General features: G+C 53.9%; 14 protein-coding genes. 4 read left to right on the forward strand and 10 right to left on the reverse strand.

Going from position 1 to position 16,559, the window contains the following annotated elements:
- Positions 1–280 precede the first annotated feature (280 nt).
- The 8 genes from WH50_RS01615 to WH50_RS01650 form a co-directional block, all read right to left on the reverse strand.
- Complete coding sequence (locus tag WH50_RS01615; RefSeq protein ID WP_110185741.1) at positions 281–865, reverse strand: hypothetical protein; 585 nt, start codon at positions 863–865, stop codon at positions 281–283.
- Positions 843–2,351: a hypothetical protein gene (locus WH50_RS26535; RefSeq protein ID WP_207780132.1), complete on the reverse strand. Its 1,509-nt coding sequence runs from the start codon at positions 2,349–2,351 to the stop codon at positions 843–845. The genes WH50_RS01615 and WH50_RS26535 overlap by 23 nt, the downstream gene beginning before the upstream one ends.
- A gap of 390 nt (positions 2,352–2,741) precedes the next feature.
- On the reverse strand, positions 2,742–3,356 hold the full coding sequence (locus WH50_RS01625; RefSeq protein WP_207780133.1) for a CHAP domain-containing protein: 615 nt from the start codon (positions 3,354–3,356) through the stop codon (positions 2,742–2,744).
- 198 nt (positions 3,357–3,554) lie between these two features.
- Positions 3,555–4,079, reverse strand: a complete 525-nt coding sequence (locus tag WH50_RS01630) for a HEPN domain-containing protein (RefSeq protein ID WP_110185742.1) — start codon at positions 4,077–4,079, stop codon at positions 3,555–3,557.
- Positions 4,080–4,083: 4 nt separating this feature from the next.
- Positions 4,084–5,235 (reverse strand): GmrSD restriction endonuclease domain-containing protein, encoded by a 1,152-nt coding sequence (locus WH50_RS01635; RefSeq protein WP_110185743.1) that lies wholly within the window; start codon positions 5,233–5,235, stop codon positions 4,084–4,086.
- 402 nt (positions 5,236–5,637) lie between these two features.
- Entirely contained in the window at positions 5,638–6,678 is a 1,041-nt protein-coding gene (locus tag WH50_RS01640; protein ID WP_110185744.1) for a DUF4340 domain-containing protein, read from the reverse strand.
- On the reverse strand, positions 6,675–9,581 hold the full coding sequence (locus WH50_RS01645) for a Gldg family protein (RefSeq protein WP_110185745.1): 2,907 nt from the start codon (positions 9,579–9,581) through the stop codon (positions 6,675–6,677). Before WH50_RS01645 ends, WH50_RS01640 begins: the two co-directional genes overlap by 4 nt.
- The gene (locus WH50_RS01650; protein ID WP_110185807.1) at positions 9,571–10,533 is read right to left on the reverse strand and encodes an ABC transporter ATP-binding protein; all 963 of its coding nucleotides are present in this window, start codon (positions 10,531–10,533) and stop codon (positions 9,571–9,573) included. Before WH50_RS01650 ends, WH50_RS01645 begins: the two co-directional genes overlap by 11 nt.
- 502 nt (positions 10,534–11,035) lie before the next feature.
- On the opposite strand from WH50_RS01650, the gene WH50_RS01655 reads away from it, so the two are divergent.
- Both WH50_RS01655 and WH50_RS01660 read left to right on the forward strand, forming a co-directional pair.
- Positions 11,036–11,440 (forward strand): hypothetical protein, encoded by a 405-nt coding sequence (locus WH50_RS01655; RefSeq protein ID WP_110185746.1) that lies wholly within the window; start codon positions 11,036–11,038, stop codon positions 11,438–11,440.
- A 124-nt stretch (positions 11,441–11,564) separates the two neighbouring features.
- Positions 11,565–12,092: a DUF411 domain-containing protein gene (locus WH50_RS01660; RefSeq protein WP_110185747.1), complete on the forward strand. Its 528-nt coding sequence runs from the start codon at positions 11,565–11,567 to the stop codon at positions 12,090–12,092.
- A 144-nt stretch (positions 12,093–12,236) separates the two neighbouring features.
- Here the strand turns inward: WH50_RS01660 and WH50_RS01665 are convergent, their stop codons facing one another.
- Positions 12,237–13,316 (reverse strand): tartrate dehydrogenase, encoded by a 1,080-nt coding sequence (locus WH50_RS01665; protein ID WP_110185748.1) that lies wholly within the window; start codon positions 13,314–13,316, stop codon positions 12,237–12,239.
- 153 nt (positions 13,317–13,469) lie between these two features.
- Positions 13,470–14,192, reverse strand: a complete 723-nt coding sequence (locus tag WH50_RS01670) for a GntR family transcriptional regulator (RefSeq protein WP_110185749.1) — start codon at positions 14,190–14,192, stop codon at positions 13,470–13,472.
- A 257-nt stretch (positions 14,193–14,449) separates the two neighbouring features.
- Between WH50_RS01670 and WH50_RS01675 the strand changes: the two genes are divergently transcribed.
- Together WH50_RS01675 and WH50_RS01680 are read left to right on the forward strand one after the other, a co-directional pair.
- Entirely contained in the window at positions 14,450–15,517 is a 1,068-nt protein-coding gene (locus WH50_RS01675) for an aromatic ring-hydroxylating oxygenase subunit alpha (RefSeq protein WP_110185750.1), read from the forward strand.
- Between the two features lie 11 nt (positions 15,518–15,528).
- The gene (locus WH50_RS01680) at positions 15,529–16,482 is read left to right on the forward strand and encodes a PDR/VanB family oxidoreductase (protein WP_110185751.1); all 954 of its coding nucleotides are present in this window, start codon (positions 15,529–15,531) and stop codon (positions 16,480–16,482) included.
- Positions 16,483–16,559 lie beyond the last annotated feature (77 nt).

Raw genomic sequence — 16,559 nt, forward strand, 5'->3', positions numbered from 1 at the left:
ACAACGTGGTGGGTTTACACAACTAGGGGGATCAGGCGGGAAGTACTGACATCTTCAGCCTGATGAATACGCACCCTGAACCGGCAGGCAGTTTCCAATCGCTGCCGACCCCAGATGCTGGGTGCCCACCACAGAGGCTAATCACCCTGTGCAGGCAGGCCGGACTTTGGGCCGAAGGGCATCCGCACCCTTCGGCTTTTTCTGCTTTAAAGAGTCAGATTTCGACTCAGACAGAAGTGACCTTTTAGCTACTTATTGTGCTTGAGTACAAAGAGCGGCTTTACTGCGGTACAGAACAGCTGCTGGCGGCTTCTTCCATGGCTTTGGCGTAGTCCACATAAGTGGCGGGGTCATAGGGAAAGGCATTGATGTTGAAGCTGGATGTTCCATCAAACTCGATATCTTGACCTACTCGTATCGCCCATGGCTGCGCCTGATACTGGGTAACCATATCGTACGAGTGAAATGTGAGATCACTATTCTCGTCCAACCCAGAGTAAAGATAACGCAACCCGTTGTACCAGCCGGGTGTGCTCGTGACGGCGTTAATCACTTCTTTCGCGAGGGTAGTATCCCCCTTGTTTGACGAAGACAAGTTAGTACTGAACGAAATGTCCTTGGCTCTAGACAGCTCCAGCAAAGGCACTGGCAGCGGCTCACGACTGATTAAGCGTGAGTATGAACAGTCAAATACCCACTTGCCGCTTCGCACGTAGTCATCTGCATAAATCACCAAACCATTGCCAAAATCAGTGTTGTATACGCTTGTCATGATCTTGTATCCGTAATTACCCACAACCAATAACACAGGAAGCACGAGAGCACTGCCAATCCAGAAACCTTTATTGCGGTAAAAACTCAACATGTCCTCCTGGAATACCAACGGGGGTGCTACCTGAAATAACAGGGTTAATAGCACCTATAATCTGATAGGTATATTTGCCGTCCTTATGAGTGTCTCCTCGCTCCTTCTTTAACTGATTCCACCTTTTACACCACTCCTCTCCCGGCACTCCGTTATCGCTGATCCTGCAAAGATCACCCAAGCGACGATCCTCAAACGAACCCCAGGTATTTTTGTAGTCCGAACGGCGAATAAAGGCATGCACGGGAATGCTCAGATGGTTGGCCAGCAACTGTGCCAGGCTCTCATTGATATGCGGGAAGAACTGCACGGCCTCTTCAATCTTGTAGTCCGGCAGGTTGCCCATCCCCGTTCGGCAAGCGTAGCTGTCGATATGAGCAGAGGGAGAAAAAGCCTGAGGTGAAATCTCGCTGTAGTTCAGCACATCCAGTGATAGCTGACTGTCCACCGACAGGTCGTAGCCAAAGGCAATACGCTGCGGTACGCCGTGGCTGAAAAGAGACAGCTGCTGAATAGGCGCTTGCTGTCGATCCTGCCCGGAGTTCAGGTAGCGAATCAGTTCTGCCGCGCTTGAAACGGTGACAAAGCCCGCTTCATACAACTTTGCAGAGTCGTGGGCTTTAATAAGCATGGATTCATTGTAAGACGGCGTAAACACCACCAGCGTTCGCGTCATGGCAGGTTGATTGCGCTTAAACTCAGCCAGTTCACGTACCGCCTGACCGATAAACATCATCTTGTTGCCTGAGCTGTTGTCGTGCTGGCTACCAGCTACAGCAATCAGTTCAGGCTTGGGCAGCTTGTTGGCCAAATTCAGCACGGCCTGAGCCGCACCCAGCAGGGCATCGCCGAAGTTACCGTTCTTCAATGCTTCGGCAGCCTGAGATAAGCCGCTGATAGCGACACTGCCTTTACTCAGTGCCTGACTATAAGGGCTCAACTGCGTGGCCAGCTCAAGCAGGCTATCAGCGGGATCAACAGAGCTGGAAGACGAAGCAAAAAGCACATTGACGCCATCAACCAGTGTGCTCTGTACCGGCATGGAGCGGCCTGTCATGCCCAGTACTCCCGGCACCGTGCTGATGGCAACGGCTGGCCCCGGCGTCATATCAGGCTCATAGCCACCAATCTTGCTGCTGGCAAAACAGCCCGGCCCCACCATCGTCGGTAGTGGCTTGTCCTTGAGGGTGATAGCGGCATACCCACGGCCATGACCTTTGGGCGCATTACCCGGCGAAAGAAAAAACAGATGTAACTTGCCCTGATCGACCGCTTCGGCAGCAGCCTGCCCCATCTGTACAACATTGCCACTTTGCGCAGCGCGGCTGCCAATATGGCTCAACGCCTGTGACAGGGACTGACCTGCCAGATCAGGCAAGTTCGTCAGGCGCGCCGAGGGGGCGCGAGCCAAGCCGGTAACACGGCTGGGAGAATCGACCAGCACCAGCAATACGCCGGTCCGGTCCTTAAAGGAAATATGCAACATAGGCAGGCATCATCCATGCAGCCAGGGCTATCCATAAAGCGGAATTGGAAGCAGAAAAATAGGGAAGCAGAATGCCGGTCCTTCGGGAAGTGCCGCATCCTGCTGGCAAAACGGCGAGGAGTGTAGGAAGGGAATTGCTTTCGGGTCAAGGGGAAGGCAGCCCTGTGGCGCTGAACTATGAACAGCCTCGAGCATCCACTTCGCGGGACGGATCCACGAGTATGTCGAGCTGTGAATATTGGCTGACACAGAACTATGAACAGCCTCTCGGAATTTCGGCTTCAAATTGAATTTTTCTCCAAGGGAGTTTCCAGTCGATTTTTTCCATACTTCCTCTGAAACTTAACTTTTACTTGTGGGGTTGTGTAGCTATCCAACACCAAGTTTTTGTTATGTTTGGGCTGGAGTAGGAAGTCTTAGCCAGCCCAACACATGCTTTCCATTGATAACCCAACCGCCATTCTGCTTCTCGATTGTAAATACCGCTCTTGAGGATGCGAAGGGTCCCGGGTTTTGTTGGACTATTTGAATAGTGTTGGGAAATACAGATGAAACAATTGCAACATGACCATAAGGGTTAAGCAATGACGGCGCGAACACTATGATGTCATCAACTTGCGGTTTTGAATTAGACCCATTTTTATACTGAAGCAATCCTCTTTGAGGATTGATAACACCATCGTCTATTTTCGCATTGAAATAATCTTTGGCGTTACCCATCGAGTCAGGCATTTTATGGTTAAATCGCTGGTAATAATACCTTTTAATAAATTCAACACATTGATATTTAATACCTAAATTATAGTTGTCAGATGTAAGGTTACGGCCACTAGAATTATTTACACCCCCATTAAAATAGACTTTAACACCGTTGAAGTCGTCGATAATAAACCCAACGGATATATCACTATTGAGATTTGTCTTTGTAACGTAGTAATAAGTCTCACCTGCCAAAATAGAAAGTAAAATTGGCAAAGTGATTAAGTGGCGTTTTATAAAAAGCACAGATAATTTCTCATCGGCATAATATTATGTAATTTTGTGCTCATAGATAATGAACCCCCAAAATAATAACTTGTAAGATTTCACACCCAAAAACATAACGCCCACAGCAGGAGCTGAATGGAGCAGAGCCAATTTGCGGCATAGTGAATACAGCGGACCGCAAATTGGTGGCGCGTAGTTTTCTGCTGCTGGTTATTATTAGCCGTCGAAATTGAATGTCTTCTCGACATAATCAACAAATCCTAGCGAACCTCTGAAGATTTTATAAATATCCTCATGAGTTTCGTCTATTGAAGCCATAGCAAAATTCGAATGAACTAAAACATTTCTCATGCGACCAAGTGTCATGAACATTTTTTCACTTTCTTTTATATCGTTATTTTTAGAAATATCTTCTTTATGTTTCTGCTTAATCCTCTCGCCAAAATGAGAAAAAAATTTGTTAGCGTTATTTTCCTTCCAATCGAACAATGTGTGATATTGCCTATCAAAGGCCTTCATTTTTAGAAGATTGTAGACCTTCTCATTTCCTTGAACAACGGCATCACAATATGTAGACAACACCGAAATTATTCTATCTTCGAAATAACTAGCTCCGGCAAGAACCAAAACTTTTGCAAATCGTCTATCCGCATCTGACTTTAATGAAATTTCTTTGTTATCCATCAAGAAGTCTGATAGAAGTTTATGCTGATTAAAGTAGCTATCGATAATATTATCCATTTCACTACCCTATTATAGCTTTTGCCCTTCTCAACCTGATCTGCACGTTGTTTGTACTTGCAGTATCAGTCTGAGATGCGTCAATGAATTCTTTGTCGGAAAAAACCATCCGTATTTTTTCAGGATTTAGCTTATTGGTAATCAGCCCTTTATTAGCAAATGCCTGACCTGCCGACGCAGAAAATACAGCTTCAAAGAACAAAGTTGCAAATCGATTCCTTGTTCCAAAGAAAATTCTGGCCGGAAGATCGGACGTCGCATCAAGAAACGAGTAGAACAGCTCTTTCAAATATACTATTTTCTCTTCATTAAGCTGTTTGCAGTTGTTTGAGAACTTATTCAAAAACTTAACCATTGATGGCTTATATGTAGATCCCTCTATTAGCATCGCAAAGCTTCTTAATAAGATTTCAACATCTCTAGTATGCAAATCAGCCTCTGGCGAATCTAATAGCTTCCTCCAACGTTCATCATTATTAATCTTAAAAAGCATGTCGTAAAACTTTGAATGGTATAAACTCGCTCTAATTTCTTGCGGCGTAAGATTAACCCCGCCAGAGTTTAACCTGTTGAATATTTCAAAAACAGCTGAACTGTCATCTTCCGGAAGGTTTTGTTTCACAATAACATTCCTGACCGTCCTCATATCAAATCCGAGTTTCAACTCACCTAACGTCGAATAGTTCAACCCGTGAAATCTATTTTTATGACCGGGAGTTGGGTCAGAAAGCGACAAATTGAATTTTCTAAAGTACTGGTCATCCTCAAGTATTTCTGGCGGTATCTGACCATACTCGCCAAAAATTCGCCTTATTTCGACCCTTTTTTCTTTCCTAGGGAACCTCTGCTTAATGAAATAAAAAATGCTCATGAGCCGTTGCTGCCCATCGATTACTAAGAATCGGTTCCTAGACTCCTCATAAAGAAAAATTTGTGGTATTGGCAGCCCAAGCAGGATTGACTCTATTAATTTCGACGCTCTTCCAATATCCCAAACATAATTTCGTTGAAATCCTGGAATTATTAATGCTCCGGACTCAACAAAATCAAATAACGTTTTTAAGTTAAAATCATTTGGCGACGCAGTCACGTCGTATTCTTTAATTGAACTTTCCTCCGAAAGAGTAGTTTCATCATCGTACCAGTCGTTTTCCATTTTAATTCCTTCCAAAACTTAATTCTTAGTAGTAAAACGCCTTGATCGGCTAACAATCTTTTAATAAGCCCTTCAATCTCATAACAGTTATTAAAAGACATTTAAATCGACAACATATCATAAAAAAGGTATACCTTATTCCATAACTTTCAAGGATAAGGTACTAGACATAGTGATGTCTCTCTTCCTCTTATTGTCCAAAACGACATCATAGTACATAGATGCAGTAGACGGGCCGCTGACTCCTAACCGTACCCGATAAAGTCCTTCATCCTATTCCACTAAGCAACACCTTACCTCCCCAAAAGTCATTCAAAACTGATATAAAACAAAGCCCCGCTACATCGATGTAGCGGGGCTTTGTGGTTTTAGCGTCGGTTAAACGCCTGGTCGATCACACCCTCAGTTGGCGCTCTGAGCCGTCGCTCCATTGTCCGGTGGAGTGGCTGCCGGAGCAGCGGGAACCGGCGCGGCTGGTGTGGCGGCAGCCGTTGCCGTACCGCTGCTGTCCGCTGCGGCGGCTTTGGCGGGCGCGGCCTTTTCCAGCTTGCTCAGGTCTGGCTGTTTGAGCAGATTGGCCGGATATGTGCTGACCTTGAACCACTGCGGCATATCATCGCGGCGGGCATACCAGTCATCGCCACTGGGGCGGAACTGGTAGTGATAGGCCTTGTCTTTCACCGCCAGCGTGGCGACAAAGCCTTCCTTGGACTGGTTCAGGGTGGCAGCCAGTTTGTCGTCCGCCAGCCCGATCACCATCAGCTCTTTCAGCTCGTTGACCAGCTCGTCCACTTTAGGATTGTCGAGGCTGACCGCAGGCTGATTGGTGATCTGCCAGTTGCCCTTGAGGAACTCAAGATTCAGCCCCGGCAGTGTCACCATGGTCGGCTGCGCGGTGACTTTCAGCAGGCTCTTGTCCAGCCAGTCATGGGCATCCGCCGGTGCCTGATAGGCATTGAAGCTGATGTTCATGATGTCTTTATCACCTTCACGGCGGCCGTAAATCTGGCCGTAATGGGGCGAGGTGCCGAGGTACACCACGGCCTCGTCGGTATCCCCTTTCTTCAGCTCGACCTTACGCTCGAAGCCCTTTTCCGCCACCTTGAAGCGGGTTGCCGCTTCGTCGGTGGTGGCCGAGGGCCAGGCGGGTTTCTCCGATACCAGCGTGTCGATCACTTCCTGTATCTGATGCTCATCAGCGGGCAGGTTCAGCTCTTTGACGGTCCAGTGTTTGTCTTTCAGCAGCAGATGGGTGCTCTGCTTGCCATCACTGACCACCAGCTGGTCAATATCAGCCGCTTTGAAACTGAGCCAGGGCTTATTGCCTGCGGCGTTGCTGTCTGGCCAGTAGCTGGCCACGACCAGCCCGGCCTGCACCAGCATGACCAGCGCCAGCCCCGGGACCAGCAGACTTCTTTTCGATGAAGAGGCGGTCTGTTTCATGCTTTTCCTCCCAGCAGCAGGGCCTGATGGCGTGCCAGACGACGACGGCTGCGCACCCGAACGATGGCGAAGATGATCACAACACCCGCCAGCGCCAGGAAGTAGTTGAAGTATTCCAGCTCCTGACGACCGGCATCATCCATCGCGGGCAGTGTGTGGCTGTACTGGCTGCGGGCGCGGATGGCCATCAGGCCGTCTTCTTCCACGCTCCAGTCGACTGCGTTCTGCATAGCGTCTACCGAGTTCATGTAGGTGCTGCCATTGGCGGAGCCGAGCAGCTGCATGACCTGATCATCAAGCAGATGGTTGGAGGCGAAGACGATCAGGCGGGCCGACTCGGGCGAGCGGGCAATAATGCCGCTGAACACCGGTTTGTCCTGCTTGTCTTTAGCGTCTTTGCTGGCTGCGTCAGCTGGCGTAGCGGCGGCAGGTTTGGCGGCTGCGGCCTTGTCATCCTGCTTCAGCAGCGGATTGTCCTTGTCGGCATAGTAGGAGTCGAAGCTGCCGGTGATGGCCACCGCCAGATCTTCGCTGCTGCGCTTGCCTTCCGGCGTGAAGGGAATCGCCTGTCCGCCCTGCACCCGTGGCAATACCTGCGTTTTGTCAGACAGCCAGGATTCCGCCGAGCTGTGCGCCAGCACTGCCACCTTGCGGCTCTGGTTGAGCTTGCTGTCGATGCTGATGGGTGATGCCCAGGGGAAGGTCAGCTGCGGCAGGCCTTCGGTGACGGGCACTTTGGCATCCATGGCGCCGGGGCGCACATCGACAAAGTAGGGATAGTTCATCATCACCCATTCCTGCACCTGCACGCCGCCCAGATCACGGTTGACCGGCATGGGGAACGGCGAGTTATGGGGGTCCATGACCAGATTGGGCTGGATGGTGACGCCGTAGTGCTTCAGCCAGTCTTCCAGACCGGACGTATGCTTGCTGGCTTTCAGGCCGCTCTGGTCGATGCTGATCTCATAAGGTGAGGTGGCCAGCATGACGGTGCCGCCCTTCATCAAGTACTGGTCGATGGCGAAACGCTGCTTGTCGGTCAGGCTGTCAGGGGCCATCACCAGCAGGGATTCCGCTTCGCTCGGCACGATACCGTCTTTGAGATCGGTGGGGATGACATTGTAGTTTTCGCTCAGGTGGCTCTGCAGCTGTTCAAAGCTCAGCCCCTGTCCGGTCATCGGGTTCATCGGTGGTGTCACCAGTGCCACGCTGTGCATCAGGCCACTGCCGAAGTGCTTCACACCGGCTTCCAGCATCTGCTTGATGCCCTGATCGTTGAGGTTTTCCGGCAGTTGCAGTGGCATGCCCTGCTTGCCGTCATCCAGCGTCAGGTAAAAGTAGAACGGCGTAGTGTTGAGCAGGCTGGCCATCATCGGCTTGAAACCCCACTGCTGTTCCATTTTCTTCGCCACAGACGGGTCAGAGTTGGGGTCTACCCAGTGAATATTGAGCTTACCGTCGGCTTTCTTGCTGGCGTCCTGCAGCTGCTTCTGCAGATCGGTTTTGAAGCCAGCCAGTTCTTTCGGCAGGGTGTTATCCGCAGAAACATAGGCAGTCAGGTTCAGCGCATGGGGCAGGCTGGAATACAGATCGCCCTTGGTCTGATAGGCAAACAGCACACGCTTGATGGCGCGGGTGATGTCGTACTCAGGGTTACGCAGCTGCACCTGAATATCGCCCTGGCCCTGCTTGATGTCGATCAGATCCTTGTAACTCAGGGTCTGGAACTCGCCACCGTAGCTCACCACCAGATTGAAGTAGGCATTCACCACCGAGGCCTGATAACGCCCTGACACCTGGAAAGGCACCGGCTTGATGCCGTACTGGCTGGCCGCATCATTGGCCGCCTGCTGATCTTCAGTGGGGTCGATGTCCACCACTTTGACCTTGCCCTTACCGGCAATCTGGTATTCGTTCAGCAGGTCTTTGATCTGCGGCACCAGCGGCGCCAGCAACGGATGGGTGTTCTTGCTGAAGTAGGCTTTGATGATCAGCGGCTCGTGCAGGCGTGACAGGTAGTCATAGCTGGCTTTGCCAAGGGAGAAACGCTGGCCCTGAGTGACATCCAGACGCAGTGAGGTCAGCGGTGCCATCCAGATATTGACCAGCAGCAGGTTGATCACCACCAGCGCCGTACCACGACGCCACAGCGCATGATGCTGATAGCTGCCTGTTGCCGCCCAGCGCTCACGCTCCAGCCCCCACAGGTTAAGGCCGAGGAAAATCACGATCAGGCTCAGGTAGTAATACAGATCACGGGCATCCAGCACGCCACGGGCAATGGACTCGAACCGTGAGCCGGTGCCGATGGCCTTGAAGATGCTCGCCAGCGGCTCGCCCACCCAGTCGGTCAGGGTTGGTGTGCCGATCAGATACAACACCCCGCCAATCAGCGCGGTCAGCATCAGGCTGACGATCTGATTCTGGGTGTGAGCACTGATAAACAGACCCAGCGCCAGATAGGTACCGCCCAGCAGCAGCGTCGCCAGATAGGCTGCCCATACCGGGCCCCAGTCGATGGGCGACAGCATATTGACGGTGAGGGGCAGCGGCAGAGTCAGCACCAGTGCCAGCGCCAGCAACAGCAGGCAGGCAAAGAACTTGCCCAGCACAAACTGCCAGTTGGCTACCGGCAGGGTATGCACAAACTCCAGGGTGCCGGTGCGCCGCTCCTCACTCCACATGCGCATGGTCAGGGCGGCTGACAGGAAGATCAGCAGTACCGGCATCCATTCAAACAGCGGCCGTACATCGGCCAGATTGCGGGCAAAGAAGGCTTCACCCCAGAAGAACACAAACAGGGTGACCGCCGCGAACGCGGCCAGAAACAGGTAGGCAATCGGCGAGGCGAAGAACTGCATCAGCTCCTTGCGCACGATGGCCCGAATCGCATTAGGCTGCATGGCTGACCTCCTCCGTCTTGTTCACTTCACGGAACAGGCTTTCCAGATCACGGCGCTCAGGCGTCAGGCCGTAAAGGGCCGCACCCTGCTCCACCAGCCGCTGTGCCACCTGCGCCGCCAGCCCTTCGGCCTGCGATATGGAACTGTGGTGCGTACCGGCAAAAGGCAGACGATAGCGATGATGACCATTGCTCTCGCCCAGATGCTGATCAGCGGCAAACTGCACCCCGCTCAGGGTCTGCTGCTGCCACTGTGCCGGGGCCATGGAGGTGGTCACCAGCAGGGCTGTCGACTGGTGCAGATGAGACAGCTGTTCATCGAGTATCAGCTCACCGCGGCGCATCATCAGCACCCGGTCACAGATGGCTTCGACTTCCTGCATGATGTGGGTCGACAGCACCACGGTGGCATTCTTCGCCAGATTCTTCAGCAGATGGCGCATGGCCTGCGTCTGCTGGGGATCAAGGCCGTTGGTGGGCTCATCCAGAATCAGTAATTTGGGGTTGTGCAGAATGGCCTGCGCCACGCCGACGCGCTGTTTGTATCCGCGTGACAGGGTGTGAATGGGAGCAAGAACCTTGTCTTCAAGCTCAGTATCCCTGATCGCCCGGCGCACCGCGGCGATAGCATCAGCCCCTTCAAGGTGGCGCAGACGCGCGGCATAGAGCAGGTAATCAGCGACGGTCAGATCAGGGTAGACCGGCAGGTTTTCCGGCAGATAGCCGATCTGCGCCTTGGCATGATCGGGTGCGTCGTCAAACGCCTGCTGGTTGAACCAGATCTGACCGTCGGATGGCTCCAGATAGCCGGTGATCATCTTCATGATGGTGGTTTTCCCGGCTCCGTTATGCCCCAGCAAACCGACGATTTCACCATGACCAATTTGGAACGACACATCGTTGACAGCGACAAAGTCGCCATAACGACGTGACAGGTGCTCGACCTTTATCACCACAAAACTCCTTATGACTGAGGCTGTCGGCCTGACTGTCGCTGTCGGTCTGATGACAGCAGTGCGGCCAACTCGTATTTGTTGTTGATCTCTGGTCTGCCCGCATCACCTGAACAGAGGGTGGCAGCAGGCGTTCACGTTGGCTTTAACAGGTCGTTGAAAATCTATCTGCGTTGCCGAATACCGCGTCAAAAACAGGCTCAAAATGCTCATTTAGTCCACTAAACTCCGCTTTTTCGCCTGTTTTTTCCTTGTCTCGGCTGCCTCGATAACGTTTTTCAACAGCCTGTTAGAGAGTGGCCGGAAGGTGCAGTTCCGCAGGGGCAACAGACTGAAAAAAAGGTCAAGAAGCGTCATCAAACTGCGGTGTGAATGGGGGCAGAAGCAGGATTAATTGCATGAAATGAGGACAAATCGTGACCTGGAACAACGAGGAGGAATAGACCTTCTCCACGACCTTGGCTAGATTAGCGGCTGGCGTTTTCAGACAGCGGGCCGTCGGGTGAAAGCAGGTTTTCGTGCATCCATAGCATCATCGGGGCTACTGAGCCTGATCCTGTCGATTGCGCTGTCTTTCGTGCTCTTGGCTACGTCAGCCATGAGCGGCTCAGCACAGGCAACAGCCCTTCCCGGCGGCCACTGCATCGCTGACTGTCACAGCTCCGCTGCAAGTCACAGCACCGCTGATTACCACAGCACGCCGTGCGCCATAGCTGACCGCAGCCCATCACTCTGTGAACATACCGCCCTGACCACAGACTGCTGTGCGCAAGGCCTGATTGCCCTGCCGATGCGCTGGCACGCGGCCCACCTGCCGCTCGATTCTCCCCTTCGCCCTCAGCCGCTGGACGATGCCCGTTCGCTGATACTGGCGGTGCCGCAACGACCACCCACAGCGCTTTCCTGATCAAACAGACGCACTCGCTCTTATCCCCTGCGAAGCATCAGCCAGACAGGGTGAATAACGCCGAGTGCAAAGATTCTCTCTGCAGCCATGAATTTCGCCTTCTTTTTCTGATCAGGAAATGACTATGCTTTCACGCCACACCAGCGCACGCCCCGCAACCTTCGTGCGCCGCACCCTGCAGCGCCTTTCGGTTATCGCGCTCACCAGCCTGCCCGTGATGGCCTGGGCAGAAGCAGTCCAGCTTGAGGTATTCAAGGATCCACAATGTGGTTGCTGTCAGGCCTGGCTTGAACATATTCAGGGCTTCAACACGGTCGACAGCCAGCTCAGCTTTGCGCCCAGGGTAAATACCACCGCTGACCTCTACGCCACCAAGGACAGACTGGCCATTCCTCCGCGCCTGCGTTCCTGCCACACCGCCGTCGAAGCAGAAAGTGGCTATGTGTTTGAAGGGCACGTTCCGGCCCGGCTGATTGCTCGCTTTCTGGCAGAGAAGCCTGACGCCAGAGGGTTGGCGGTCCCCGGCATGCCGTTGGGTAGTCCGGGAATGGAAATGGGTGAGCGCTTTCAGCCCTATGCGGTCTATCTGCTGAAGAACGATGGCAGCACCGAGGTCTATGCCAACGTGGAGTCGGCGGCTCAGCAGTATTAAGTGAGATGACGGAAGCGTCTTTGCGCTGAAGCACCGGCGGGGGCACAGGTATCCAGACAGTTCTGGATACCTGGCACATCGATACAGGGTGCATGCCGCCCATGTTGTTCATGCACCTGCCGGATACCCGGCTCAGGTATTAACTCAGATACGTTCGGCGATGGCTTTACCTACACTGGTGGTGTCGGCGTCACCGCCCATATCAGGCGTACGCGGGCCTTCCACCAGCACCGCTTCGATGGCCTCAATGATGACGTCATGGGCCTGACGGTAACGCTCATCACCATTACCGATAAAGTCCAGCATCATCGCTCCTGACCAGATCATGGCGATGGGGTTGGCGATGTTTTTGCCGAAGATGTCCGGTGCAGAGCCGTGCACAGGCTCAAACAGAGAAGGCAGATTGCGTTCCGGGTTGAGGTTGGCGGAAGCCGCGATACCGATGGTGCCTGCCACTGCCGGGCCCAGATCAGACAGAATGTCACCAAACAGGTTGGAAGCCACCACCACATCAAAGCGCTCGGGGCTGAGGACAAAACGCGCCGCCAGAATATCAACGTGATAGCTGTCCTGACGTACCTCGGGATACTGGCCCGCCATGGCGGCCACGCGCTCATCCCAGTAAGGCATGCTGATGGCCATGCCATTGGATTTGGTCGCAGAGGTCAGGTGTTTCTTCGGACGGCTCTGGGCCAGCTCGAAGGCATACTTGAGAATGCGGTCAACGCCTTTGCGGGTGAAGGTGGACTGCTGAATAACGAACTCACGGTCGGTGCCTTCAAACATGCGACCACCGACGTTGGAATATTCGCCTTCGGTGTTTTCACGCACCACATAAAAGTCGATGTCTTCCGGCTTGCGATTGGCCAGCGGACAGGGCACGCCGGGCAGCAGACGCACCGGGCGCAGGTTGACGTACTGATCAAAGCCACGGCGGAATTTCAGCAGCGAGTCCCACAGGGAGATATTGTCAGGCACGACGTCCGGCCAGCCCACCGCACCGAAGTAAATAGCATCAAAACCGCGCAGCTGCTCGAACCAGTCATCGGGCAGCATCTTGCCGTGAGCCAGATAGTAGTCCGCGCAGGCCCAATCGAAGTGGCTCCACTGCAGCTGAATGTCGAAGCGTGCGGCGACCTTGTCCAGTACGCGCAGCCCTTCGGGCATCACTTCCTTACCGATACCGTCACCGGCAATCACCGCGATCTTGTGCACCTTGCTCATGGATTTACCCCTGATGAATGACTACGAACGGCTGGTGTCAGCATCGCTGCGCGCTCTTCCAGCCAAGTGGCCGCATCATAGAGCAAAGTATCTGAGCGCCACACCCGGGCAGCGCTTATGTGGTCATAAATGACAATTATTGGATCCAATCATTTATTTTTGTTCTTCGCGCTGAATGACCTTGATGCTGTCTGCCATCCCCGCCGTAGACGCAAACACTTCGGCATAACGCAGCGTGGCGTTGGCGTGCTCACGCATGATCGCCTCCGCTCTTGCCCCCTGACGACTGAGCAGCGCATCAAACACCGCATGATGCTGCATATGAGCAAAGTTAAAACGCCGGAATTCCCGACGCATATCATTGCTGTCCACTGCCAGCGCACTGACCGAGGCAAAAGGCAGATGTTCATTACGCGCCAGCGCCATGGAAACAGCCGGATTGCCGCTGGCCTCGATGATCTGCTGGTGAAAGCGCAGGTTCAGATCGTGGTAAACCTCCAGATCCTCCTCGGTGACATAGCCCTTTTCAAACAGCTGATCACCGTCATCCAGACATTGTCGCAATACCGCCACCGATTTAGCAGACAGCCCGCGCTCCGCGGCCTGCCGTGCAGCCAGCCCTTCCAGCACACCGCGTACTTCAACCGCACCGGCAATACTTTCCGGGCTGATTTCGCGCACGGTATAGCCACGCGCCCCTGCCTTGACCAGCAGCCCTTCCTGCTCCAGCGTCCGAAAGGCAATACGCACTGGCATACGCGACACACCCAGCGCCTCGGCAGTGGGAATCTCCGCCACACGCTCACCTGCGGCCAACTCGCCCGATGCAATCATCTTGCGCAGAGTGATCAGTGCATGCTGACCGGCCTTGCTCATCCTCATTCTCCCTTCACCGCAGCCATCCGGCACAGATGCCGTCAGCCTGTTAGCCATAGCAGATGCGCCGCAGTGTAGCACAGCCATTGCCGGCATCCGGGGCACGGATATGCAGGCGACAACTCCCGTCATTCATCACTGCACACTCACAGCGAACATCTTTTGTACAAAAAACATTTGACGCCGCCTAGGCCACAGCCCTAAATTGGATCCAATAAAACCTTAAACATAACTATAACAATCCGAGGACCACCGTGATGTTCCCCAAAAATGCCTGGTATGTTGCCTGCACCCCCGATGAAGTGGCCGACAAACCTCTTGGTCGCACCATCTGCAATGAAGCCATCGTTTTCTATCGTGGCCATGAAGGCAAAATCGCTGCCGTTGAGGATTTCTGCCCGCACCGCGGCGCGCCGCTGTCCCTCGGCTTTGTGCGTGATGGTGAGCTGGTGTGCGGTTACCACGGCCTGGTGATGGGCTGTGATGGCCACACCCAGTCGATGCCCGGCCAGCGCGTCAGAGGTTTCCCCTGCAACAAGGTTTATGCCGTCGAAGAGCGTTATGGATTTATCTGGGTGTGGCCCGGCGAGGCGGCACAGGCCGACCCGGAGCTCATCCCTCACCTGGAATGGGCCGTCAGTCCGCAATGGGCTTACGGTGGCGGCCTGTACCACATCAATTGCGACTATCGCCTGATGATCGACAACCTGATGGACCTGACCCATGAAACCTACGTGCATGCATCCAGCATCGGTCAGAAAGAGATCGATGAAGCTCCGGTCAGCACCAAGGTCGAGGGTGAAATGGTCGTGACCAGCCGCTACATGGAAAACATCATGGCGCCGCCTTTCTGGCGCGCCGCCCTGCGTGGTAACGGACTGGCTGACGACGTACCGGTCGACCGCTGGCAGATCTGCCGCTTCACCCCGCCCAGCCATGTGCTGATTGAAGTCGGTGTGGCTCATGCCGGTAACGGCGGCTACGAGGCCGATGCCCGCTTCAAGGCCAGCAGCATCGTGGTGGACTTCATCACGCCGGAAACCGATACCTCCATCTGGTATTTCTGGGGCATGGCACGCAACTTCAAACCCGGAGATCAGCAGCTGACCGATACCATCCGTGAAGGTCAGGGCAAGATTTTTGCCGAAGATCTGGAGATGCTGGAGCGCCAGCAGCAAAATCTGCTGCGTCACCCAGAGCGCAATCTGCTCAAGCTCAATATTGATGCCGGTGGCGTACAGTCACGCAAGATCATCGACCGCTGGCTGGCAGCCGAGCAGAGTGCGCTGATTGCCACCGACAAAGTAGCAGCAGGTCAGGTTTGAGGAGCAGGATCATGATTGATGTACGCGTGAGTCTCTGCGCCGATGAAGCGGTGGATATCCGTCGCTTTCAGCTGGAGCCCATCAACAGCACCACCCTGCCCGCCTTTACTGCGGGCGCTCATATCGATGTTCACCTGCCCAATGGTTTAGTCAGACAGTATTCGCTGTGCAATGCCGACAGCGAAAACCATCGCTACGTTATCGGCGTACTGAAAGATCCGGCATCCCGCGGTGGCTCCAACGCCATGCATGAGCTGATCAGGCCGGGTGACGTGATCCGCATCAGCGAGCCGCGCAATCTGTTTCCGCTGGCTGAACAGGGCAAGCGCCATCTGTTATTTGCCGGTGGCATTGGCATCACTCCCCTGCTGAGCATGGCCGAGCACCTGCACCGCCATGATCAACCCTTCGAGCTGCACTATTGCGCTCGCGCCAGTGAGCGCATGGCTTTCCGGCAGCAGCTGCAGGAGGCCGACTTTGCCAGCCGGGTGCATCTGCACTTTGATGATGGCGATGCGCAGCAGAAGCTGGATGCCGCACAACTGCTGGCCAGACCGGATGCAGATACCCATCTGTACGTCTGTGGTCCGGGTGGATTCATGGAACATGTACTGAGCACCGCACGTCAGCAGGGCTGGCCAGAAAGCCAGCTGCATCGCGAGTATTTTGCCGCCGCTCCCGTTGATCATGACGCCGAGGGCAGTTTTGAGGTGGTGCTGCAGAGCAGCGGTGTGATCTATCAGATTCCGGCAGAGCGCAGCATCGTGCAGGTGCTGGAAGCAGCTGGCGTTGATGTACCGGTATCGTGCGAGCAGGGCATCTGTGGCACCTGCCTGACCCGTGTATTGTCCGGAGAGCCGGATCATCGGGATATGTTCATGACCGACGAAGAACACGCTGCCAATGACCAGATGACACTGTGCTGTTCTCGCTCACGCAGCGCGCGACTGGTGCTGGACTTGTAATGGCGACTCATCGCGCACGGTCAGGCATCTGACCAGCCTTCACACTCTTCACACCTTAGCCAGATAGCCGCCCAAGC

The organism is Pokkaliibacter plantistimulans, assembly GCF_003194385.1.
Taxonomy (GTDB): domain Bacteria; phylum Pseudomonadota; class Gammaproteobacteria; order Pseudomonadales; family Balneatricaceae; genus Pokkaliibacter; species Pokkaliibacter plantistimulans.